General features: G+C 34.5%; 15 protein-coding genes. 5 read left to right on the forward strand and 10 right to left on the reverse strand.

Translation table 11 applies throughout. From position 1 onward, the window contains the following. Nucleotides 1-6: 6 nt before the first annotated feature. The 3 genes from AB1279_RS15060 to AB1279_RS15070 all read left to right on the forward strand — a co-directional run bounded on the left by AB1279_RS15060 (nucleotide 7) and on the right by AB1279_RS15070 (nucleotide 2,844). Nucleotides 7-1,374, forward strand: coding sequence for a HAMP domain-containing sensor histidine kinase (locus AB1279_RS15060; protein ID WP_429759631.1), 1,368 nt, complete (start codon nucleotides 7-9; stop codon nucleotides 1,372-1,374). A 255-nt stretch (nucleotides 1,375-1,629) separates the two neighbouring features. Continuing rightward, nucleotides 1,630-2,181, forward strand: a complete 552-nt coding sequence (locus AB1279_RS15065; protein WP_429759633.1) for a hypothetical protein — start codon at nucleotides 1,630-1,632, stop codon at nucleotides 2,179-2,181. A 3-nt stretch (nucleotides 2,182-2,184) separates the two neighbouring features. After that, a complete protein-coding gene (locus AB1279_RS15070; protein WP_429759635.1) occupies nucleotides 2,185-2,844 on the forward strand; it encodes a PspA/IM30 family protein in 660 nt (219 codons plus the stop codon). A 246-nt stretch (nucleotides 2,845-3,090) separates the two neighbouring features. Here the strand turns inward: AB1279_RS15070 and phaZ are convergent, their stop codons facing one another. Together phaZ and AB1279_RS15080 are read right to left on the reverse strand one after the other, a co-directional pair. Further along, nucleotides 3,091-3,951 (reverse strand): intracellular short-chain-length polyhydroxyalkanoate depolymerase, encoded by an 861-nt coding sequence (phaZ, locus tag AB1279_RS15075; RefSeq protein ID WP_429759637.1) that lies wholly within the window; start codon nucleotides 3,949-3,951, stop codon nucleotides 3,091-3,093. 266 nt (nucleotides 3,952-4,217) lie between these two features. Then, nucleotides 4,218-4,820 (reverse strand): DedA family protein, encoded by a 603-nt coding sequence (locus AB1279_RS15080; protein ID WP_429761422.1) that lies wholly within the window; start codon nucleotides 4,818-4,820, stop codon nucleotides 4,218-4,220. Nucleotides 4,821-5,271: 451 nt separating this feature from the next. Here AB1279_RS15080 and AB1279_RS15085 point away from each other — a divergent pair, with 451 nt between their 5' ends. Continuing rightward, a complete protein-coding gene (locus tag AB1279_RS15085; protein WP_429759639.1) occupies nucleotides 5,272-6,567 on the forward strand; it encodes an Nramp family divalent metal transporter in 1,296 nt (431 codons plus the stop codon). 134 nt (nucleotides 6,568-6,701) lie between these two features. On the opposite strand, the gene AB1279_RS15090 is transcribed toward AB1279_RS15085, so the two are convergent. The 7 genes from AB1279_RS15090 to AB1279_RS15120 all read right to left on the reverse strand — a co-directional run bounded on the left by AB1279_RS15090 (nucleotide 6,702) and on the right by AB1279_RS15120 (nucleotide 12,962). Continuing rightward, nucleotides 6,702-8,330, reverse strand: a complete 1,629-nt coding sequence (locus AB1279_RS15090; protein WP_429759640.1) for a peptide ABC transporter substrate-binding protein — start codon at nucleotides 8,328-8,330, stop codon at nucleotides 6,702-6,704. Between the two features lie 152 nt (nucleotides 8,331-8,482). Then, nucleotides 8,483-9,790 (reverse strand): bifunctional S-methyl-5'-thioadenosine deaminase/S-adenosylhomocysteine deaminase, encoded by a 1,308-nt coding sequence (locus AB1279_RS15095; RefSeq protein ID WP_429759642.1) that lies wholly within the window; start codon nucleotides 9,788-9,790, stop codon nucleotides 8,483-8,485. Nucleotides 9,791-9,891: 101 nt separating this feature from the next. Further along, nucleotides 9,892-10,224: a YunG family protein gene (locus tag AB1279_RS15100; RefSeq protein ID WP_429761424.1), complete on the reverse strand. Its 333-nt coding sequence runs from the start codon at nucleotides 10,222-10,224 to the stop codon at nucleotides 9,892-9,894. 70 nt (nucleotides 10,225-10,294) lie between these two features. Further along, nucleotides 10,295-10,741: a GNAT family N-acetyltransferase gene (locus AB1279_RS15105; protein WP_429759643.1), complete on the reverse strand. Its 447-nt coding sequence runs from the start codon at nucleotides 10,739-10,741 to the stop codon at nucleotides 10,295-10,297. Between the two features lie 333 nt (nucleotides 10,742-11,074). Further along, nucleotides 11,075-11,293, reverse strand: a complete 219-nt coding sequence (locus tag AB1279_RS15110; RefSeq protein ID WP_176524649.1) for a helix-turn-helix domain-containing protein — start codon at nucleotides 11,291-11,293, stop codon at nucleotides 11,075-11,077. A gap of 10 nt (nucleotides 11,294-11,303) precedes the next feature. Then, complete coding sequence (locus tag AB1279_RS15115) at nucleotides 11,304-11,783, reverse strand: DUF2975 domain-containing protein (RefSeq protein ID WP_028399940.1); 480 nt, start codon at nucleotides 11,781-11,783, stop codon at nucleotides 11,304-11,306. A gap of 255 nt (nucleotides 11,784-12,038) precedes the next feature. After that, entirely contained in the window at nucleotides 12,039-12,962 is a 924-nt protein-coding gene (locus tag AB1279_RS15120) for an alpha/beta fold hydrolase (RefSeq protein ID WP_429750472.1), read from the reverse strand. A gap of 221 nt (nucleotides 12,963-13,183) precedes the next feature. Here AB1279_RS15120 and AB1279_RS15125 point away from each other — a divergent pair, with 221 nt between their 5' ends. After that, on the forward strand, nucleotides 13,184-13,945 hold the full coding sequence (locus tag AB1279_RS15125) for a DODA-type extradiol aromatic ring-opening family dioxygenase (protein ID WP_429759645.1): 762 nt from the start codon (nucleotides 13,184-13,186) through the stop codon (nucleotides 13,943-13,945). A 127-nt stretch (nucleotides 13,946-14,072) separates the two neighbouring features. Here AB1279_RS15125 and AB1279_RS15130 read toward each other — a convergent pair whose 3' ends face one another. After that, on the reverse strand, nucleotides 14,073-14,975 hold the full coding sequence (locus AB1279_RS15130) for a GNAT family N-acetyltransferase (RefSeq protein WP_429759646.1): 903 nt from the start codon (nucleotides 14,973-14,975) through the stop codon (nucleotides 14,073-14,075). Between the last annotated feature and the right edge of the window lie 17 nt (nucleotides 14,976-14,992).

Here is a 14,992-nt window from a genome sequence, read left to right on the forward strand (position 1 = left end):
AGGTTTATGAAACGTATCTCAGTAAAATTTGGATTTTATTTTTTTATTTGTACTTTTCTAATTGAAAGTATATTGTTTCTTCTACTGTATTACAGCTTGGTCAATACGAGAGTTCAGGAAGAAGTAAAATCTCTCCTTACTAGAGGAAATAATCATCGTGATGTACTGGAGAAATACTTCGATGATCAAACTATATCTCACGTGGCTCTCATGGAATCGGAAGCAGAAACTAAAGTTGTCATTACTTCGAAAAATGGAGAAATTCTTGCAAAATCAAGTAATGTAGATCATTCTATGGAAAAACATTTACATACAAAAATGTCCCCTGTTAATAAAAATGGCACAGTGGTGGAAGATCATTGGAAAACATCTAATTATATTTGTACAATTAGTCCCATTCAAGTTGGCAGTGATACGAAAGGATATGTATACATGTTTCTAGGTACTGACTCTATTAAACAAATGATTCAGCGTTTAACATACCAATTCATAGTTATTGGTGCCATTACCTTTATCCTTACTGTTATTACCATGTTCTTATTATCAAAACTTCTCACTAATCCTTTAATTAAAATGAAAAAAGCAACAGAAAAAATGAGTAAAGGAGATTTATCCGTATCTTTAAATATTAATAGAAATGATGAAGTAGGAGAACTAGCGCAGTCTATCCAAAAACTTGCAGATGATTTAAATTATTTGAAAAAAGAACGAGGAGAATTTCTAGCTAGCGTTGCACACGAACTTCGAACACCATTAACATATGTTAGAGGATACGCTGATATTCTTATTAAAAATCAGATTTCTGTACAAGACCAGAATCATTATTTATCTATTATTAAAGAAGAAGCTGATCATGTAACACGGCTTGTTCAAGATTTATTTGAATTAGCTAAAATGGAAAAACACAATTTTATTATTCATACAAAGCAAACTAATCTATATGATTTATTAAAAAACATATTAACAAAAATCCAACCAGCTTATACCGATAAAAATATTCGTATTATTTCCTCGTGTCCAGAAGACGTTGTTCTTCTACTCGACGAACAGCGTTTTGAACAAGTTATTCTCAATCTGTTAAACAATGCATATTCTCACTCTGACATAAATTCTAAAGTATTTGTTACAGTTACAGAGAACAAGGAAATCGTTAAGATTAGAGTAAAAGATGAAGGAGAAGGCATCCCTGAACAAGATCTATCTCATATTTTCGAGCGGTTTTATAGAGTCGATAAATCCCGAACTCGCGCAACAGGCGGAAGCGGTTTAGGTCTTGCAATTGTAAAAGAAATTATTGAATTACACGGAGGCAATATTTCTGTAGAGAGTGAATTAGGTTATGGAACTATTTTTACTATCTATCTAAAAAAATGAAATATGTTATTTAAAAAGTAACTCGTCAATTATTTGGCGAGTTTTTAATTATAATGAGAATTTTCTTATATATTTCTCATATTTTCATCATTCCCCTTTCATTCCCTTCTCACATCTAGGGTTTACACTGGGAATCACTAAAGATATAACGAGGTGATATATTCAAACAAAAACATTCAGATTTTGACTCTATCAAAAGTAGTTCTAGATTCATTTTTTCTTGAAACATCATGAATCATAGATGGAGGTGAACACATGAAAAAGAAAAAGAACAAATGCAAAAAGTTGCGCTGGCTAAAATGGATTTTAATCCTTCCACTGCTTCTTACTTTACTATTCTTCGGACTACATAGTATGAAGCACGAAAGATGGGATCATGAGAAGCATAGAAAAGCTGAATATGCCGTTGCCTCCCATAAAGAAGGACAAGCTTTCTTTACGGAGAAAGGGCGCTTTGCTGACTCTGAAAGACATACTCATCATGAAAAAGAGTTTGGTGATGTATTCTTTGCACCATTCCTATTAGAACTTGGCTTTGTTCTTTTCGGTTGGTTAATTCTTCGCAAATCTGAAGGAAATATGGCTAAAAAGTGGACAGGAGTGCTACTTCTTTTTATCGGTTTATTCCCGCTCATTCCAATACTTGCGCTTGCCGCAGCTATTACTTGGGCATATAGAAAAATCAAACAGAAAAGAACGATGGCAAGTGAGCAGATCGATATTCACACATATAATTTTTCAACAATGCAAAAACAAATAGACATTTTAGATCAATGGGAACGTAATATTCGTAAGGAGGAGAACTAAACAATGGGTATCCTAAAACGCATTAAAAATATTGTAATGGCAGATGTACACCAAACGTTGGATAAGCTAGAAAGCCCTATTAGCATGCTGAAACAATACTTGAGAGAGACAGAAGAACAAATTACAAAAGCGCAAAAAGCACTGGCTCACCAATTATATTTAGAAAAGAAATATGAAGCATTAATTTTGGAAGCTGATGCTCTTATCGCAAAAAGAACTCGTCAAGCTGAACTTGCGGTATCTCGCGAGGAAGATAACATGGCACAGCTAGCTTTACAAGATAAAATCACAAATGAAAAGAAAGCTGCATTATATCGTGAACAGTACGAAATAACAAAGCAACAAACCGCTGCATTATATGACCAAATTGACAAACTGCAAGAGAAATATCAAGAATTAGAATATAAAGAACTTGTTCTTGTTTCTCGATTAAATGCTGCACAAGCCATAAAAAATAGTAACACAGCACTTGCTTCTTTCCATACAGAAAATGCAGTGAAAGGCTTTGCACGTGTCGAAACTTACGTGCAGAAACTAGAAGCAGAAGCAGCTGCAAGTAACTATTTTTATCAGCTAAATGCTCCTAATCAAGCACAAATTTTAGACCAAAATCTACAAGAAGAAGTACAACAAGCATTAGCAAAATTAAAAGAAAATAAATAGTTTCTTTTTCAATTAACTATTATGTAATATAAAAAAGCCCTTATGAAATGGGCTTTTTTATATGTAAAATTTCTCATAAACAAATGAAAGTAGCTGAATTGTAACTCATAAAAAAACGTCTCCTATTTTTTGTTTGTGTAGCATTGAAGTACAGTTGAACCAATCGGGCTTTTACGGGCAGTTATCCCCCAACTATCGCTTCACGCTTGACGTGGGGATAAATCGCCAGATATGATAAAAAGTGTATTAATTTAATAAAAAGTCATCTATATCTAACACTATCCTCTGTATGTCATCTACTAAAGGAGAATGGCCCGTATTTAGGACTTTATAAGTCAAATCAATGTCATGTTCCTTCATGTCATTAATAATTTCTAATGTCATCGATTCTGATGTCATAAGATCACTTTTTCCCCATAATACAAGTACTGGGGCAATAATATGATTTACTTCTCCTGTACCTTCAATAATCCCATTTGAAACCGAACTAATATTAAATCTATTGGCTGCATCAGCTACATCAATTATATTTTGTTGACGTAGTGCCCCCTCTAAATATTTCTCAAATCTTGCTTTTTCTGGTTTATTAACAGAATATACTAGTTGATTCATAGCTTCTTTAAAGAATGTTTTTTCCCCATTAATTTGTGCATTTAACATGCTATTAATAATAGGATCGGAAGCAATTTCTGCTCTAGAATGAAGTCTTTCACCATTAGAATTATAAGCCGGATACCCGCGTGTTGACATAGAAGCCAGTAAAATTAGTTTTTTTACTTTGGAAGGGAAACTAGCTGCAAATTGCATTGCCACTCCACCGCCATTTGACCAACCTATTAAATGAAACGTTTTTAAATTTAATTTATCACAGAACAACTTTATATCCATGGCAAAATCATTAAAAGTTTTTATAGGTTTATTATAAGTAGATTTTCCGTAACCACGTAAATCAGGTGCATATATTGTATAATTAAGAGGTAAGTGCTCCATTAGTAAATCCCACTGATCTGAAGATGCTAAATTTCCATGAAGTAAAAGAAGAGTATTTTCTCCGCCATCCCTTTTTCTATAAAAAAGTGTCTCTCCATTACTCAATGTAATCTCCATATTATTCACTCCCCTATTTTCCCTTTAATATATTCTACTTTTTCTACAACTAACCTGCTGCGATAGTTCAATAAGAGAACTGAATTTTAGATAATTCCGGTTTATCTTTTTTATAAATAGTTCATCTCTGTTTTAAATCAATAGTTTGTGTGGTTACTTACAACTATAGTGAGGGTCGATTTTTTTGTGTACCTATTAAAAAGGGCTGTCCCATAAGTCAGTGTAACTAACTTATGGGACAGCCCCTTTATATCATAAAAGTACGATTATGCTTTTGACACGTTCTTCTTCATAACCTTTCTAATTATATAGACGGCTAGTATGACAATCGCGCCGATCATAATATACTTCACATACGGACCAGACACTTGATTAGCTTGTTCCCATCGGCTTCCTAATACATTACCTAAATAAATAAAAAGCATACTCCACGGAACAATTGCAACCACTGTGTAAAGCGTGAACTTTGTTGCAGACATTTTTGCGATTCCTGCTGGAATAGAAATAGCATGTCTTACTACTGGAACGAATCTTGCAGAAAAAATCACACCTGATCCATATTGTTGGAACCATCTTTCAGCCATTTCTAAATGCTTAGGACGAATTAACAAATATTTTCCGTATTTTAATAAAAAAGGCCGGCCAGCATAATATCCTAACCAGTATAGGAATAATTGAGCGATTGTGCCTCCAATCGTTCCCGCAAGAACAGCCCCCCAAAATGTCATCTGTCCTTGTGATACAAGAAATCCTGCGTACGATAGAACAACTTCACTCGGAATCACCTCAATCATAAGCGCTAGCATGACACCACCATAACCAAGCTTAGCCAAAAACAAAGAAATTGCATGAATTGCTGCGTGCATTATCAAAACCTCCAAAAAATTACTGCCTTTGGACATTCTAACAATGAAAACTAAATACTAGATGAAAACAAGATTAAAATCACATTAGAAATGTAAAGTATTTTACATTTTCAAAATATACACTTTTCTATCTAACTCTTCTTATCAAAGTTGTCATTTTTACTATACACAAATACTCATTTCAAAACACCCTATTTATTTAATGTTTCATAAAGTGAAATCCCCATCAATAGAGGCTTACTGACCGCGAATAGCGGGATAAATACTTAACTTACAAATCCACTGTATGTATAAATAAACTAGCACAATTGTTTCCTAATGTAATATAATTTGCACAAAGGAAAAATTTATGTTCAAATAAAAGAAATATAATTTATGTATTTTGATTTAATAAAATAAATAACTAGCATAAATAAAACAAATTGCACCTAGATAACAAAAGGGGAAACAAAACATGACAGAAAACATAAAAGAACGCGAACACCTTCCACCAGAAAATAAGACGATGCAATCAGCACAATTAGCTTTAAGCGGTGAAACAAAAGGACTGAAACGATTATTACCATTTTTGGGACCCGCTTTTATTGCATCTGTAGCTTATATTGATCCAGGTAACTTCGCTACAAATATTGCAGCTGGATCTCAGTACGGTTATTTACTACTTTGGGTCATCCTTGTTTCAAATTTAATGGCTGTATTAATCCAATCCTTGTCAGCTAAATTAGGAATTGCAACTGGAAAAAACCTTCCGGAAGTTGCTCGGGAGCATTTTCCAAAGCCTGTTTCTATTGGTTTATGGATACAAGGTGAATTAGTAATTATGGCGACTGATCTCGCTGAATTTATCGGTGCTGCCTTAGGATTAAATTTACTATTTGGCATTCCACTATTGCCCTCAGCATTAATTACGGCAGTAGGTTCATTCATTATTCTAGAGTTTCAACGCAGAGGGGTTCGTCCGTTAGAAGCAGTCATTACTGGTATGGTCTTTATTGTCGTTATTGCTTTTGGCGTACAAGTATTTTATGCAAAGCCAGAATTAAGTCCTCTTCTATCGGGACTTTTCGTTCCTAAATTTCAAGGTGTAGATAGTATTTTACTTGCCGCAGGAATTTTAGGGGCAACGGTTATGCCACACGCGATTTATTTACATTCTGCTTTAACACAGCGCCGCGTTGTAGGAACGACAGATGAACAACGAAAAAAGATTTTCCGCTTTGAATTTATCGATATTGTAATTGCGATGGTCATTGCCGGAGTAATTAATGCAAGTATGTTAATTGTAGCAGCTGCTCTGTTCTTCAAACATGGCATGCATATTGAAGACTTAGATGTTGCCTTTCACGGATTTGAACACTTAGTCGGATCTGCATCAGCAACTCTTTTCGGGGTTGGTTTACTAGCTGCCGGCTTATCTAGTTCTTCCGTGGGTACCCTGTCCGGTGATATTATTATGCAAGGATTCGTCCGTATGCATATCCCTTTATATTTGCGACGATTTATTACAATGGTTCCGCCGCTTGTTATTATTGCATTAGGTGTGAATCCAACTCACGCCCTCGTAATGAGTCAAGTCATTTTATCATTTGGGATTGCATTTGCATTAGTTCCGCTCATTGTTTTCACAAGTAAAAAGAGCATTATGGGTGGTCTTGTCAATCATCGTGTTACAACAACACTTGCATGGTTGATTGCCGTATTAATTATCGCTTTAAATATATTTTTGTTGTATCAAACATTTGTTGGTTAATAGAAAAGAGGATGTCTTCTACAAATCTGAATGCGTTGGATTTGTAAGACATTCTCTTTTTATTTCGCTATTTGTGAAATAAACTAAAAAAGAGCTAAGATTTCCCAAAAGCTCTTAGCCCTTTTATATCCTACCTATTTCTCTTTTCGACTTATATAAGCATGTTTATACGTATAAACACCACCAAATTCATGCTTTTCAATTCCTTTTACATATTCCTTTTGAAGGTATGCTGAACCAGTATGATAAAGCGGTACAACAGCAGCGTCTTCTAATAATATTCTCTCTGCTTCTTGCATAGCTTTCCAACGTTTTTGCTCTTCCAATACAAGATCATTTTTCGCACTATTTATCAGTTCATCATAATGCTGATTAGAATAGTTCATTTTATTATTTGGATTATCTGTCGTAAATAATTCTAAATAACTAATCGGATCTTTGTAATCCGGTCCCCATACAACCATCGATATATCATACTGTCCTGTTTGTTCAAGTTGTAATTTTTGTTTAAATGGTTGTGGTTTTATTTTTATTGTTAATCCTTGTAAATTCTTTTCAAGTTCTCCTTTTATATATTCCGCTGTCTGCTTCGCTTGATCCTGTTCGTACGTTAAAAATTCAAGTGTTATCTGTTCTACACCAAGCTCTTTCTTCGCATCTTCCCAAAAATTCTTTGCCTTTTCAACATTATATACGGCAAGGTCACCGTTCTCTTTTCTGAAATCTTTTCCATCTTTTTCATTTTTGTATCCTTCTGGTATTAATCCTTGAGCTGCTGTTGCACCGTTGTTTAGAAAATGATTTACTACTGCTTCTTTATTTAAAGCCATAGAAATTGATTGTCGTAATTTTGTATTTGCTAGTGCAGAATTCTTTTGATTAAAACGTAACATAGCTATAGCAGGATCTTTCGTTGTATAAAAATCACTTTTCCCTTTATATTTATCAACAAACGAAGAATTAATTGGAGTACGATCGATACTACCAGTTCCATATAAATTAACAGCTGTTGCTGTATCTTTTACAATATGAAAATTAATTTCTTCTAATTTCACGGTATTTTTATCCCAATATGTATCATTTCTCTTCAACTTAAATTCTTGTTCATGTTTCCATTCCGATAATACAAATGGACCATTATAAATCATGTCTTCTGGTTCTAATCCATACTTACTTCCTTTTTCCTCAACAAACGATTTGTGCTGTGGTAAATAAATAGGAAGTGTCAGTAAATTTAGGAAGTAAGGAATCGGTGTCTCTAACTGTACCTCTAATGTAACATCGTCAATGGCTTTTACACCTAGTTGATCTACAGCTAATGCTCCTTTATTTATTGCTTCTGCATTTTTTATATAAAATAACATGTATGCATATTGCGATGCTGTTTGCGGGTTCACTGTACGCTGCCATGAATAAACAAAATCATTTGCTGTTACAGCATCCCCATTCGACCATTTTGCATCTTTACGTAAATGAAAGATATATGTTTTTCCATCTGTACTTTTTTCAAAAGATTTTGCAACACCAGGCACTGGATTATCTTTCTCATCAAGTACATATAATCCTTCAAATATATTTTGCATTACATGCGATGATGTACCGTTCATGGATTTTGCAGTATCTAAGGACGGAATTTCTTCTGATATCGTTACATGTAATACTTGTTTTTCACTTACTTCCTTCGGTTTACTCGAGTTATTACTACAAGCTGAAATCAATAAAGAGGCGGCAAGTATAACTCCCATCATTAGTTTTTCTTTCATAAATCGGCTCCTTTAATTAAATTACAAAACGTTATATATTATAACAGAATAATTATCTCAAAAGTGTTACATTTCACTGAATTTTTATTCTTTCAAATATAAACAAAAACGCTATCCTTTCATTTGATGAAAGGATAGCGTTTTCTTATTACTTACATATTCAATCCTTGTTTATAACGGCTTGCTTCAAAAATAATACGTTCTTCATCTAACGTTTTACACTCACCGTTCCAAACAATTTGTTTTCCATTAATAACAACATCTGAAACGTCTTTTCCGCTCGCTGCGTATACAAGGTGTGACAATACTTCTTCTGCCGGTTGTAAATGCGGCTTTTTAGATGGATCAATTGTAATAAAGTCAGCACACTTTCCTACTTCTAATGAACCTGTTTGGTTCATCCCAATTACCTCTGCACCTACTTTTGTTGCTAATGTGAGAAGTGTTTCAACAGGTAATGTTGTTGCGTCTTTATGAACACCTTTTTGTAATAAAGTGGCAATACGCATTTCTTCAAACATATCTAAATTGTTATTAGAAGCAACACTATCTGTTGCAATTCCGACTTTTATGCCGCTCTCTAACATTGCTCGAATATCTGCTATACCCGATCCTAATTTTAAATTACTAATCGGATTATGAGCAACGCGAACATCGTTTTCCGCTAAAAAAGCGCGCTCATTATCATTCAGCACAACACCGTGAGCAATTACAGTCGGTCTCTTGAACAACCCACAATCTGCTACATACTCTACCGGACGTTTTCCATATTGCGCTTCAATATCCTGAACTTCACGATCTGTTTCGGAAAGATGAATATGAACCATCGTCTTATTTTCCACTGCAATTCGTGCACACTCTTCTAACATTTCCGTAGAACATGCATATGGACTATGTGGAGCGACCATCGTCGTTAACATACCATCTTCATTGTAATAACGTTTCACATACTTCTCCGCTTCATGAATTGCTTTCTTTTCATCTTCTTTCGTTCCGAAGCTAAATAATGTTCGCGAAACAGCAGCACGCATTCCGCTTTTACGAACAGCTTCCATAATAGAATCCTGATCTACTCCGATTGGATTAAACATATCAGAAAATGATGTAGTTCCACTTTTCACCATTTCTAACAAACCAAGCTCTGTACTCGCAACAGCAAGATCTGGCGTAAATTGGCTTTCAAGTGGCCAAATTCTCGTTTCAAGCCATGGCTTTAGGAGCATATCGTCACCAATTCCACGTAAAATACTCATTAAGACATGCGTATGCGTATTCACCAGACCAGGTAAGACCCACTTTCCATGAAGATCAATAACTTCATCCACTTGTTTCTCACTAGGTAATTCTCCTGATTGCACTTCTATAATTTGACCATCTTCTACAATGATATATCCGTTTTTCAATACTTCATTCTTTTCATTTAAAGTCACGATTGTGGCGCTTACATATGCTGTTTTCAAAAATATTTCCCCTCTCGACTCTTTTTGATATAAACATTCCTTCTCAATAAGTTACTACGACTATAGTAACTTATTGGTCAACAAGAGTCAAAAGATAATTATTACGAAATAACTTCCTTTATATGGATATAAACATTTTGTTTTAAAGCATTATATTGTGTCTTATTTGTATCTGCAAATGCTTCCTCTCTATTAGAAGGAACGTCCATATATATTATCTCTTCTAAAAATTGCGATGCTGTGAAATCATATCTTTTACCATTAATAATGTTATAAAAGTGCCAACCTTCTGAAACTTTCGTCTTCATGATTTCCCCTTCAAATAAATCATGGATTACTAATGCTGTTACACCACATTGCCCTTTCGCTGGATTATCCGAGGTCCATTTTGAACTCGTCTCTATTGACCAAGATTGAAATAAAATATCTCTCATTTTTTCTATTTTCGTATACACCGTATTTAGCATCTCCTAACTAAATTCAAAATATCCAATGAGAATTCATTTACAAATCATACCGTAAAAGCGGCAGCATGCGATTTTTAAAAACAGTAGAAGGTATTTCCCCTATTTGTTTCGCCCCCATTTTTACGTAATACCCTTTTGCGTTCGGATCACTATCAATCGTAAAACTCTTAATTTCTAATTCCAATGCTTTCTGAACAACACTTTCCCAAAGAATTCTGCCATAGCCTTTCCCTTTGTAATTTGGGTGTAAGTATAGAAAATCAAGACTGTCTATTTCTTTTCTTTGGAAAGAAAAAAAGCCGACAGTTTCTTGTTTTTCTTCTAAAATATAAACATAGTTATTCTTAATATATTGTTCCGTAATTGTTAAGTCTTCCTTACACGCTAATACAAATTCTTCGCTATAATTCCAAGTTGCTTTTGAGGATAATGCGAGGTTACTTAGCTCGTTTGCTTCTTTTAATAACGCTTCTCTAACAATCATTAATTTTTCTCCCTTTTCTCTTTTATGCACACAGAATATAAAATTCTTTTATTTCTGAATATTTATTATAACAATTGTTTTTTATCCTGAAAAAAGAAACCTCATCTTATTATGAAATGGCGGATATTTAAAAGGAGATACTGCAAATGAAGCTAACGGGTTCCCTTTTGAGGTGTAAGCATTGCAAATCACATCACATTTTTTGTCACTAATATCAATGCAATTCTCAATGGAATTCTCTGAGTAAATAACATCAATAAACGCAAAGAAGGGATAGCCATTAAGCTATCCCTTAATTTCTCTGTCGACTCCCGGTAGTTTTGTTGTCTGTTTTTATAGAGTATCTTCGTCGCTTTTGTACTCCAAAATATCACCCGGCTGACAATTCAAAGTCTTACATATCGCTTCTAATGTTGAAAAACGAACCGCTTTTGCTTTCCCATTTTTCAGAATGGAAAGATTCGCCATAGTAATTCCAACCCTCTCCGAAAGCTCCGTTACGCTCATTTTTCGTTTTGCTAACATCACATCAATATTAATAATAATTGTCATATCCTCCACCTCAGACCGTCAAATCATTTTCTGATTTTATGTTAATCGCTTCTTGTAGAAGCCGTTGGAGGATAGCAGCAAAAACGGCGATAACCAACGAAGCAAAAATGATGATGAGTCCCATTAATGCAATAGGAGGGTCAACTTTCTTCGCTATAAAATGAAAGAGTGGCAAACCTAATACATACAAACCACTGATTGTAATCGCACAGCACTTTATGTTCTTTAACGCCTTTACAGATAATTCCGAGAACGCTGTGTTCTCGTCAATGTACCGTAAAAGATTGAAAGCCTGATAGAGAGCAAAGTAAAAAGGCACAGCCGCTCCATACATCACGATGAAAACGAGATATTTCATTGGGGCAATATTTGGATACAATTTTGCTGCGAAATTCGCCATATGGGGCACTAAAAATATACATAAAGCAAGAACCGGTAGTCCTATAATAAAAACAGCTATTTTTAAAAACAATGTTGTGACTTCTCTCAAAATAAACACCTCACTTATTTAATAACAACATGATTTTAGCATACGATTTATCGTTTTACAATAAATTCGTATTGTTTTTCGTTATGTTATTATTGTTATTGAAATAACCTTTTAATTTTGACAAAAATAAAAAGCATTTCTCATTACAAAGAAATGCTCTTACTTTAAAATGTTAAATTTAGTTGCTATTGATAAATTCAAACCGGTTAAACTTTATTTTAAAGATACGTCTATATAAAAAGAGAGGCTTTCACCTTACACAATATACTCGTTTAACCATGAAATCACATCTTGAAATACTTCCTGTCTGTTCACTTCGTGGAACATTTCATGCCTTCCATTCTCATATAAACGAATTGTTACATCTTTAACACCGCATTTTTTATACATATCATATACTTCTTGTACACCCTTTCCCATGTTTCCAACCGGGTCACGGTCTCCAGAAAAAATATAAATGGGAAGCTCTTTTGGTGTTTTCTTATATTCTTCAAGTTTATTTACCAACAGTACACCGTTAAATAATTCACGATAAAAGCTCGTTGTACAAATAAATCCACATTGTGAATCTTCTATGTATCTATCAACTTGATTCGTATCCGAAGACAGCCAATCAAACTTCGTACGGTTTGGCTTAAAGTGTGAGTTAAAATTACCAAATGACAAGAAGTTCAGCATTGGACTTTTCTTTTTTGCACCGCGAAGTTTCATTTCAATTGTTGCGACTTTATGACCAACCACTCCTAATAATCCTGGATTCCCACCTGTTCCTGAAATAAGAAATCCATTATATAACTCACCGCGGAGCTGCACAGCACGTCTTGATATGAAAGATCCCATACTATGCCCTAATAAGAAAAGTGGACAGATGTGTTCCTTACGAATAAGCTCTGAAACGAAGATTACGTCAGAGATAGCTTGATTCCAGCCTATATTCGGCTCAAAATGACCATAATCTTCTTCCTGCTTTACTGTTTTTCCATGCCCGCGATGATCATGAGCATATACCCCGTATCCAGCTTCCAATAACGCTTCAATACATTCTGTGTATGCACCAACATGTTCCGCCATACCATGCGCAATTTGAACAATCCCACGAGGCTCACTTTCTGGTAACCATTGACGTAAATAAATTTCCGACCCATCCGACGTCATAACGAAGCCTTCTTGTCTATTCATATTTGACTCCCCCAACCCTATAATCTATTTCACAGCAATATGAATCTATACCCCTATAAAATGAACCACTATTCATTTTTCTTACTATAAATTATATGTAAAAGCTTTCCTTTTTACAAATTATGATATTTTAATTCCTGCCACTTCATTCTTGACGAAATTAATTTAAAGTTGTATAGTTACTTACATAAAGTAATTTAATTATTGGAGGTAAAATAATTATGATGCCATCATTATTTTTAGCACATGGTTCTCCTATGTTAGCCATTGAAGATACCGACTATACAAAATTTTTAAAAACACTTGGTAACACATATAAACCAAAAGCAATTGTCATTTTTACAGCTCATTGGGAAAGTGAAATTTTAACTATTTCTTCTTCAGACAATGCATATGAAACGATTTATGATTTTGGTGGCTTTCCTCCTGAATTATACGAAATAAAATATACTGCAAAAGGGTCATCCGTCCTTGCAACAATGCTAGAAGAGAAATTTAAAAACCGAGGTATTGCCGTTCAAAAAGATACAACGCGCGGATTAGATCATGGCTCTTGGACACTTCTACACCGTATGTATCCGCAAGCTGATGTACCTGTCGTTCAAATTTCAGTAAATCCTTTCCTTCCTGCAAAAGAGCAATATGAAATCGGAAAAGCCATTCAGGAACTTGGAAAAGAAGATATTTTAGTCATTGGCAGTGGTGTTACAGTGCACAATTTACGAATGTTGAAATGGGAACAAACTACGCCTGAACCATGGGCTGTTGAATTTGACGAATGGCTCATTGATCAAATTCAGAATAACAATATCGACGCCCTATTCAACTGGGAAACTGAAGCTCCTCATGCACGTTTAGCTGTTCCGAGAGCAGAACACTTTGTTCCTCTTTTCATTGCAATGGGAAGCGGCACTGCAGAACCAAAAGTAGTTCATCGTAGCTATGAATATGGAACTTTAAGCTATCTTTGTTTACAATTTTAATTCTTAACATTATAGAGATATTAATGGGGAAAAAGTCCAGTAATTCAACGCTGGACTTTTCTTTGTTCCCCTTTATCAAAACAAACTTACTCTATACTTTCATTGAAGCTATTTTCACATCTATTTATCACTCGTTAATGCGGGATAAATATTGAACCATAAACACTTGCTCATTTGCAACTGTGAATCCCGCTTCTTTTAAAATACGAACAACCATCTCATTGGAAGCAGGTAAATTCATTGTCATTCTTTTTATTTGATCTTGTAAAGGGGAAAATATTTCACTTAATCCGAATCGAACAATTTCCGCTTGATCTAGACGCTTTGTATCTACATAGCTTTGATACAATACAGTGGCCTGTTGTTTTCCTGTCTGATCAAGTACTTTTTTATAAAGGAAATACGCTAATTCCTCATTTTTATTATCATACACAGTTAATAATTCCCCATCTTTTCTAACACTCATCCATTCCGTCTGCCAAGGTTTTATTTCTTTATTTGATACTTGAACAGTATGTATATCCTGTGCTGTACCTCTTTTCACATGGTATGTATTACTCTGTTGCGACTGAAAAGCATCATCTTCAAGTTTTTCTGTATGCTGTAACATCAAAAGTTGATCAACTACTTCATACCCCATCTTTTTATAAAGATGAATAGCCGCATCATTTTTACTAATTGCCTCCAGCGTCGCGATATCTACTTCCTCTTTTTTATACAGCTCTAGGGAAGCTCTTACTAATTCTTTGCCTACTCCTCGATTACGAAATTGAGAAACAACTCCTGTTCCACCATTCCACGCAATTTTTTTACCATGCATCATTCTAATTCCATTTAAGATAATGCCAACCGGCTCACTGTTATAATACGCTACAAGTGAAAAAGATGGTGACAATTCCTCCTGCGCCATTCTTGCTAAAAAAGCATCCATTGTCATTTTAATTTCGATAAAATACCCTTCGAACCCAGCGTTCCACAAATTTGTAGCTTCTTCGAATGATAATGTGCCTAACGATTTTATTTCATACATTTCATCCCAACTCCCTT

Source organism: Bacillus sp. S14(2024) (assembly GCF_050473785.1).
Classification (GTDB): Bacteria; Bacillota; Bacilli; order Bacillales; family Bacillaceae_G; genus Bacillus_A; species Bacillus_A yunxiaonensis.

Coding starts and splice junctions, on each gene's coding strand:
- AB1279_RS15060 (WP_429759631.1), top strand. CDS start 7: ATGAAACGTATCTCAGTAAAATTTGGATTTTATTTTTTTATTTGTACT.
- AB1279_RS15065 (WP_429759633.1), top strand. CDS start 1,630: ATGAAAAAGAAAAAGAACAAATGCAAAAAGTTGCGCTGGCTAAAATGG.
- AB1279_RS15070 (WP_429759635.1), top strand. CDS start 2,185: ATGGGTATCCTAAAACGCATTAAAAATATTGTAATGGCAGATGTACAC.
- phaZ (WP_429759637.1), bottom strand. CDS start 3,951: ATGGAGATTACATTGAGTAATGGAGAGACACTTTTTTATAGAAAAAGG.
- AB1279_RS15085 (WP_429759639.1), top strand. CDS start 5,272: ATGACAGAAAACATAAAAGAACGCGAACACCTTCCACCAGAAAATAAG.
- AB1279_RS15090 (WP_429759640.1), bottom strand. CDS start 8,330: ATGAAAGAAAAACTAATGATGGGAGTTATACTTGCCGCCTCTTTATTG.
- AB1279_RS15100 (WP_429761424.1), bottom strand. CDS start 10,224: ATGAGAGATATTTTATTTCAATCTTGGTCAATAGAGACGAGTTCAAAA.
- AB1279_RS15105 (WP_429759643.1), bottom strand. CDS start 10,741: ATGATTGTTAGAGAAGCGTTATTAAAAGAAGCAAACGAGCTAAGTAAC.
- AB1279_RS15110 (WP_176524649.1), bottom strand. CDS start 11,293: ATGACAATTATTATTAATATTGATGTGATGTTAGCAAAACGAAAAATG.
- AB1279_RS15120 (WP_429750472.1), bottom strand. CDS start 12,962: ATGAATAGACAAGAAGGCTTCGTTATGACGTCGGATGGGTCGGAAATT.
- AB1279_RS15125 (WP_429759645.1), top strand. CDS start 13,184: ATGATGCCATCATTATTTTTAGCACATGGTTCTCCTATGTTAGCCATT.
- AB1279_RS15130 (WP_429759646.1), bottom strand. CDS start 14,975: ATGTATGAAATAAAATCGTTAGGCACATTATCATTCGAAGAAGCTACA.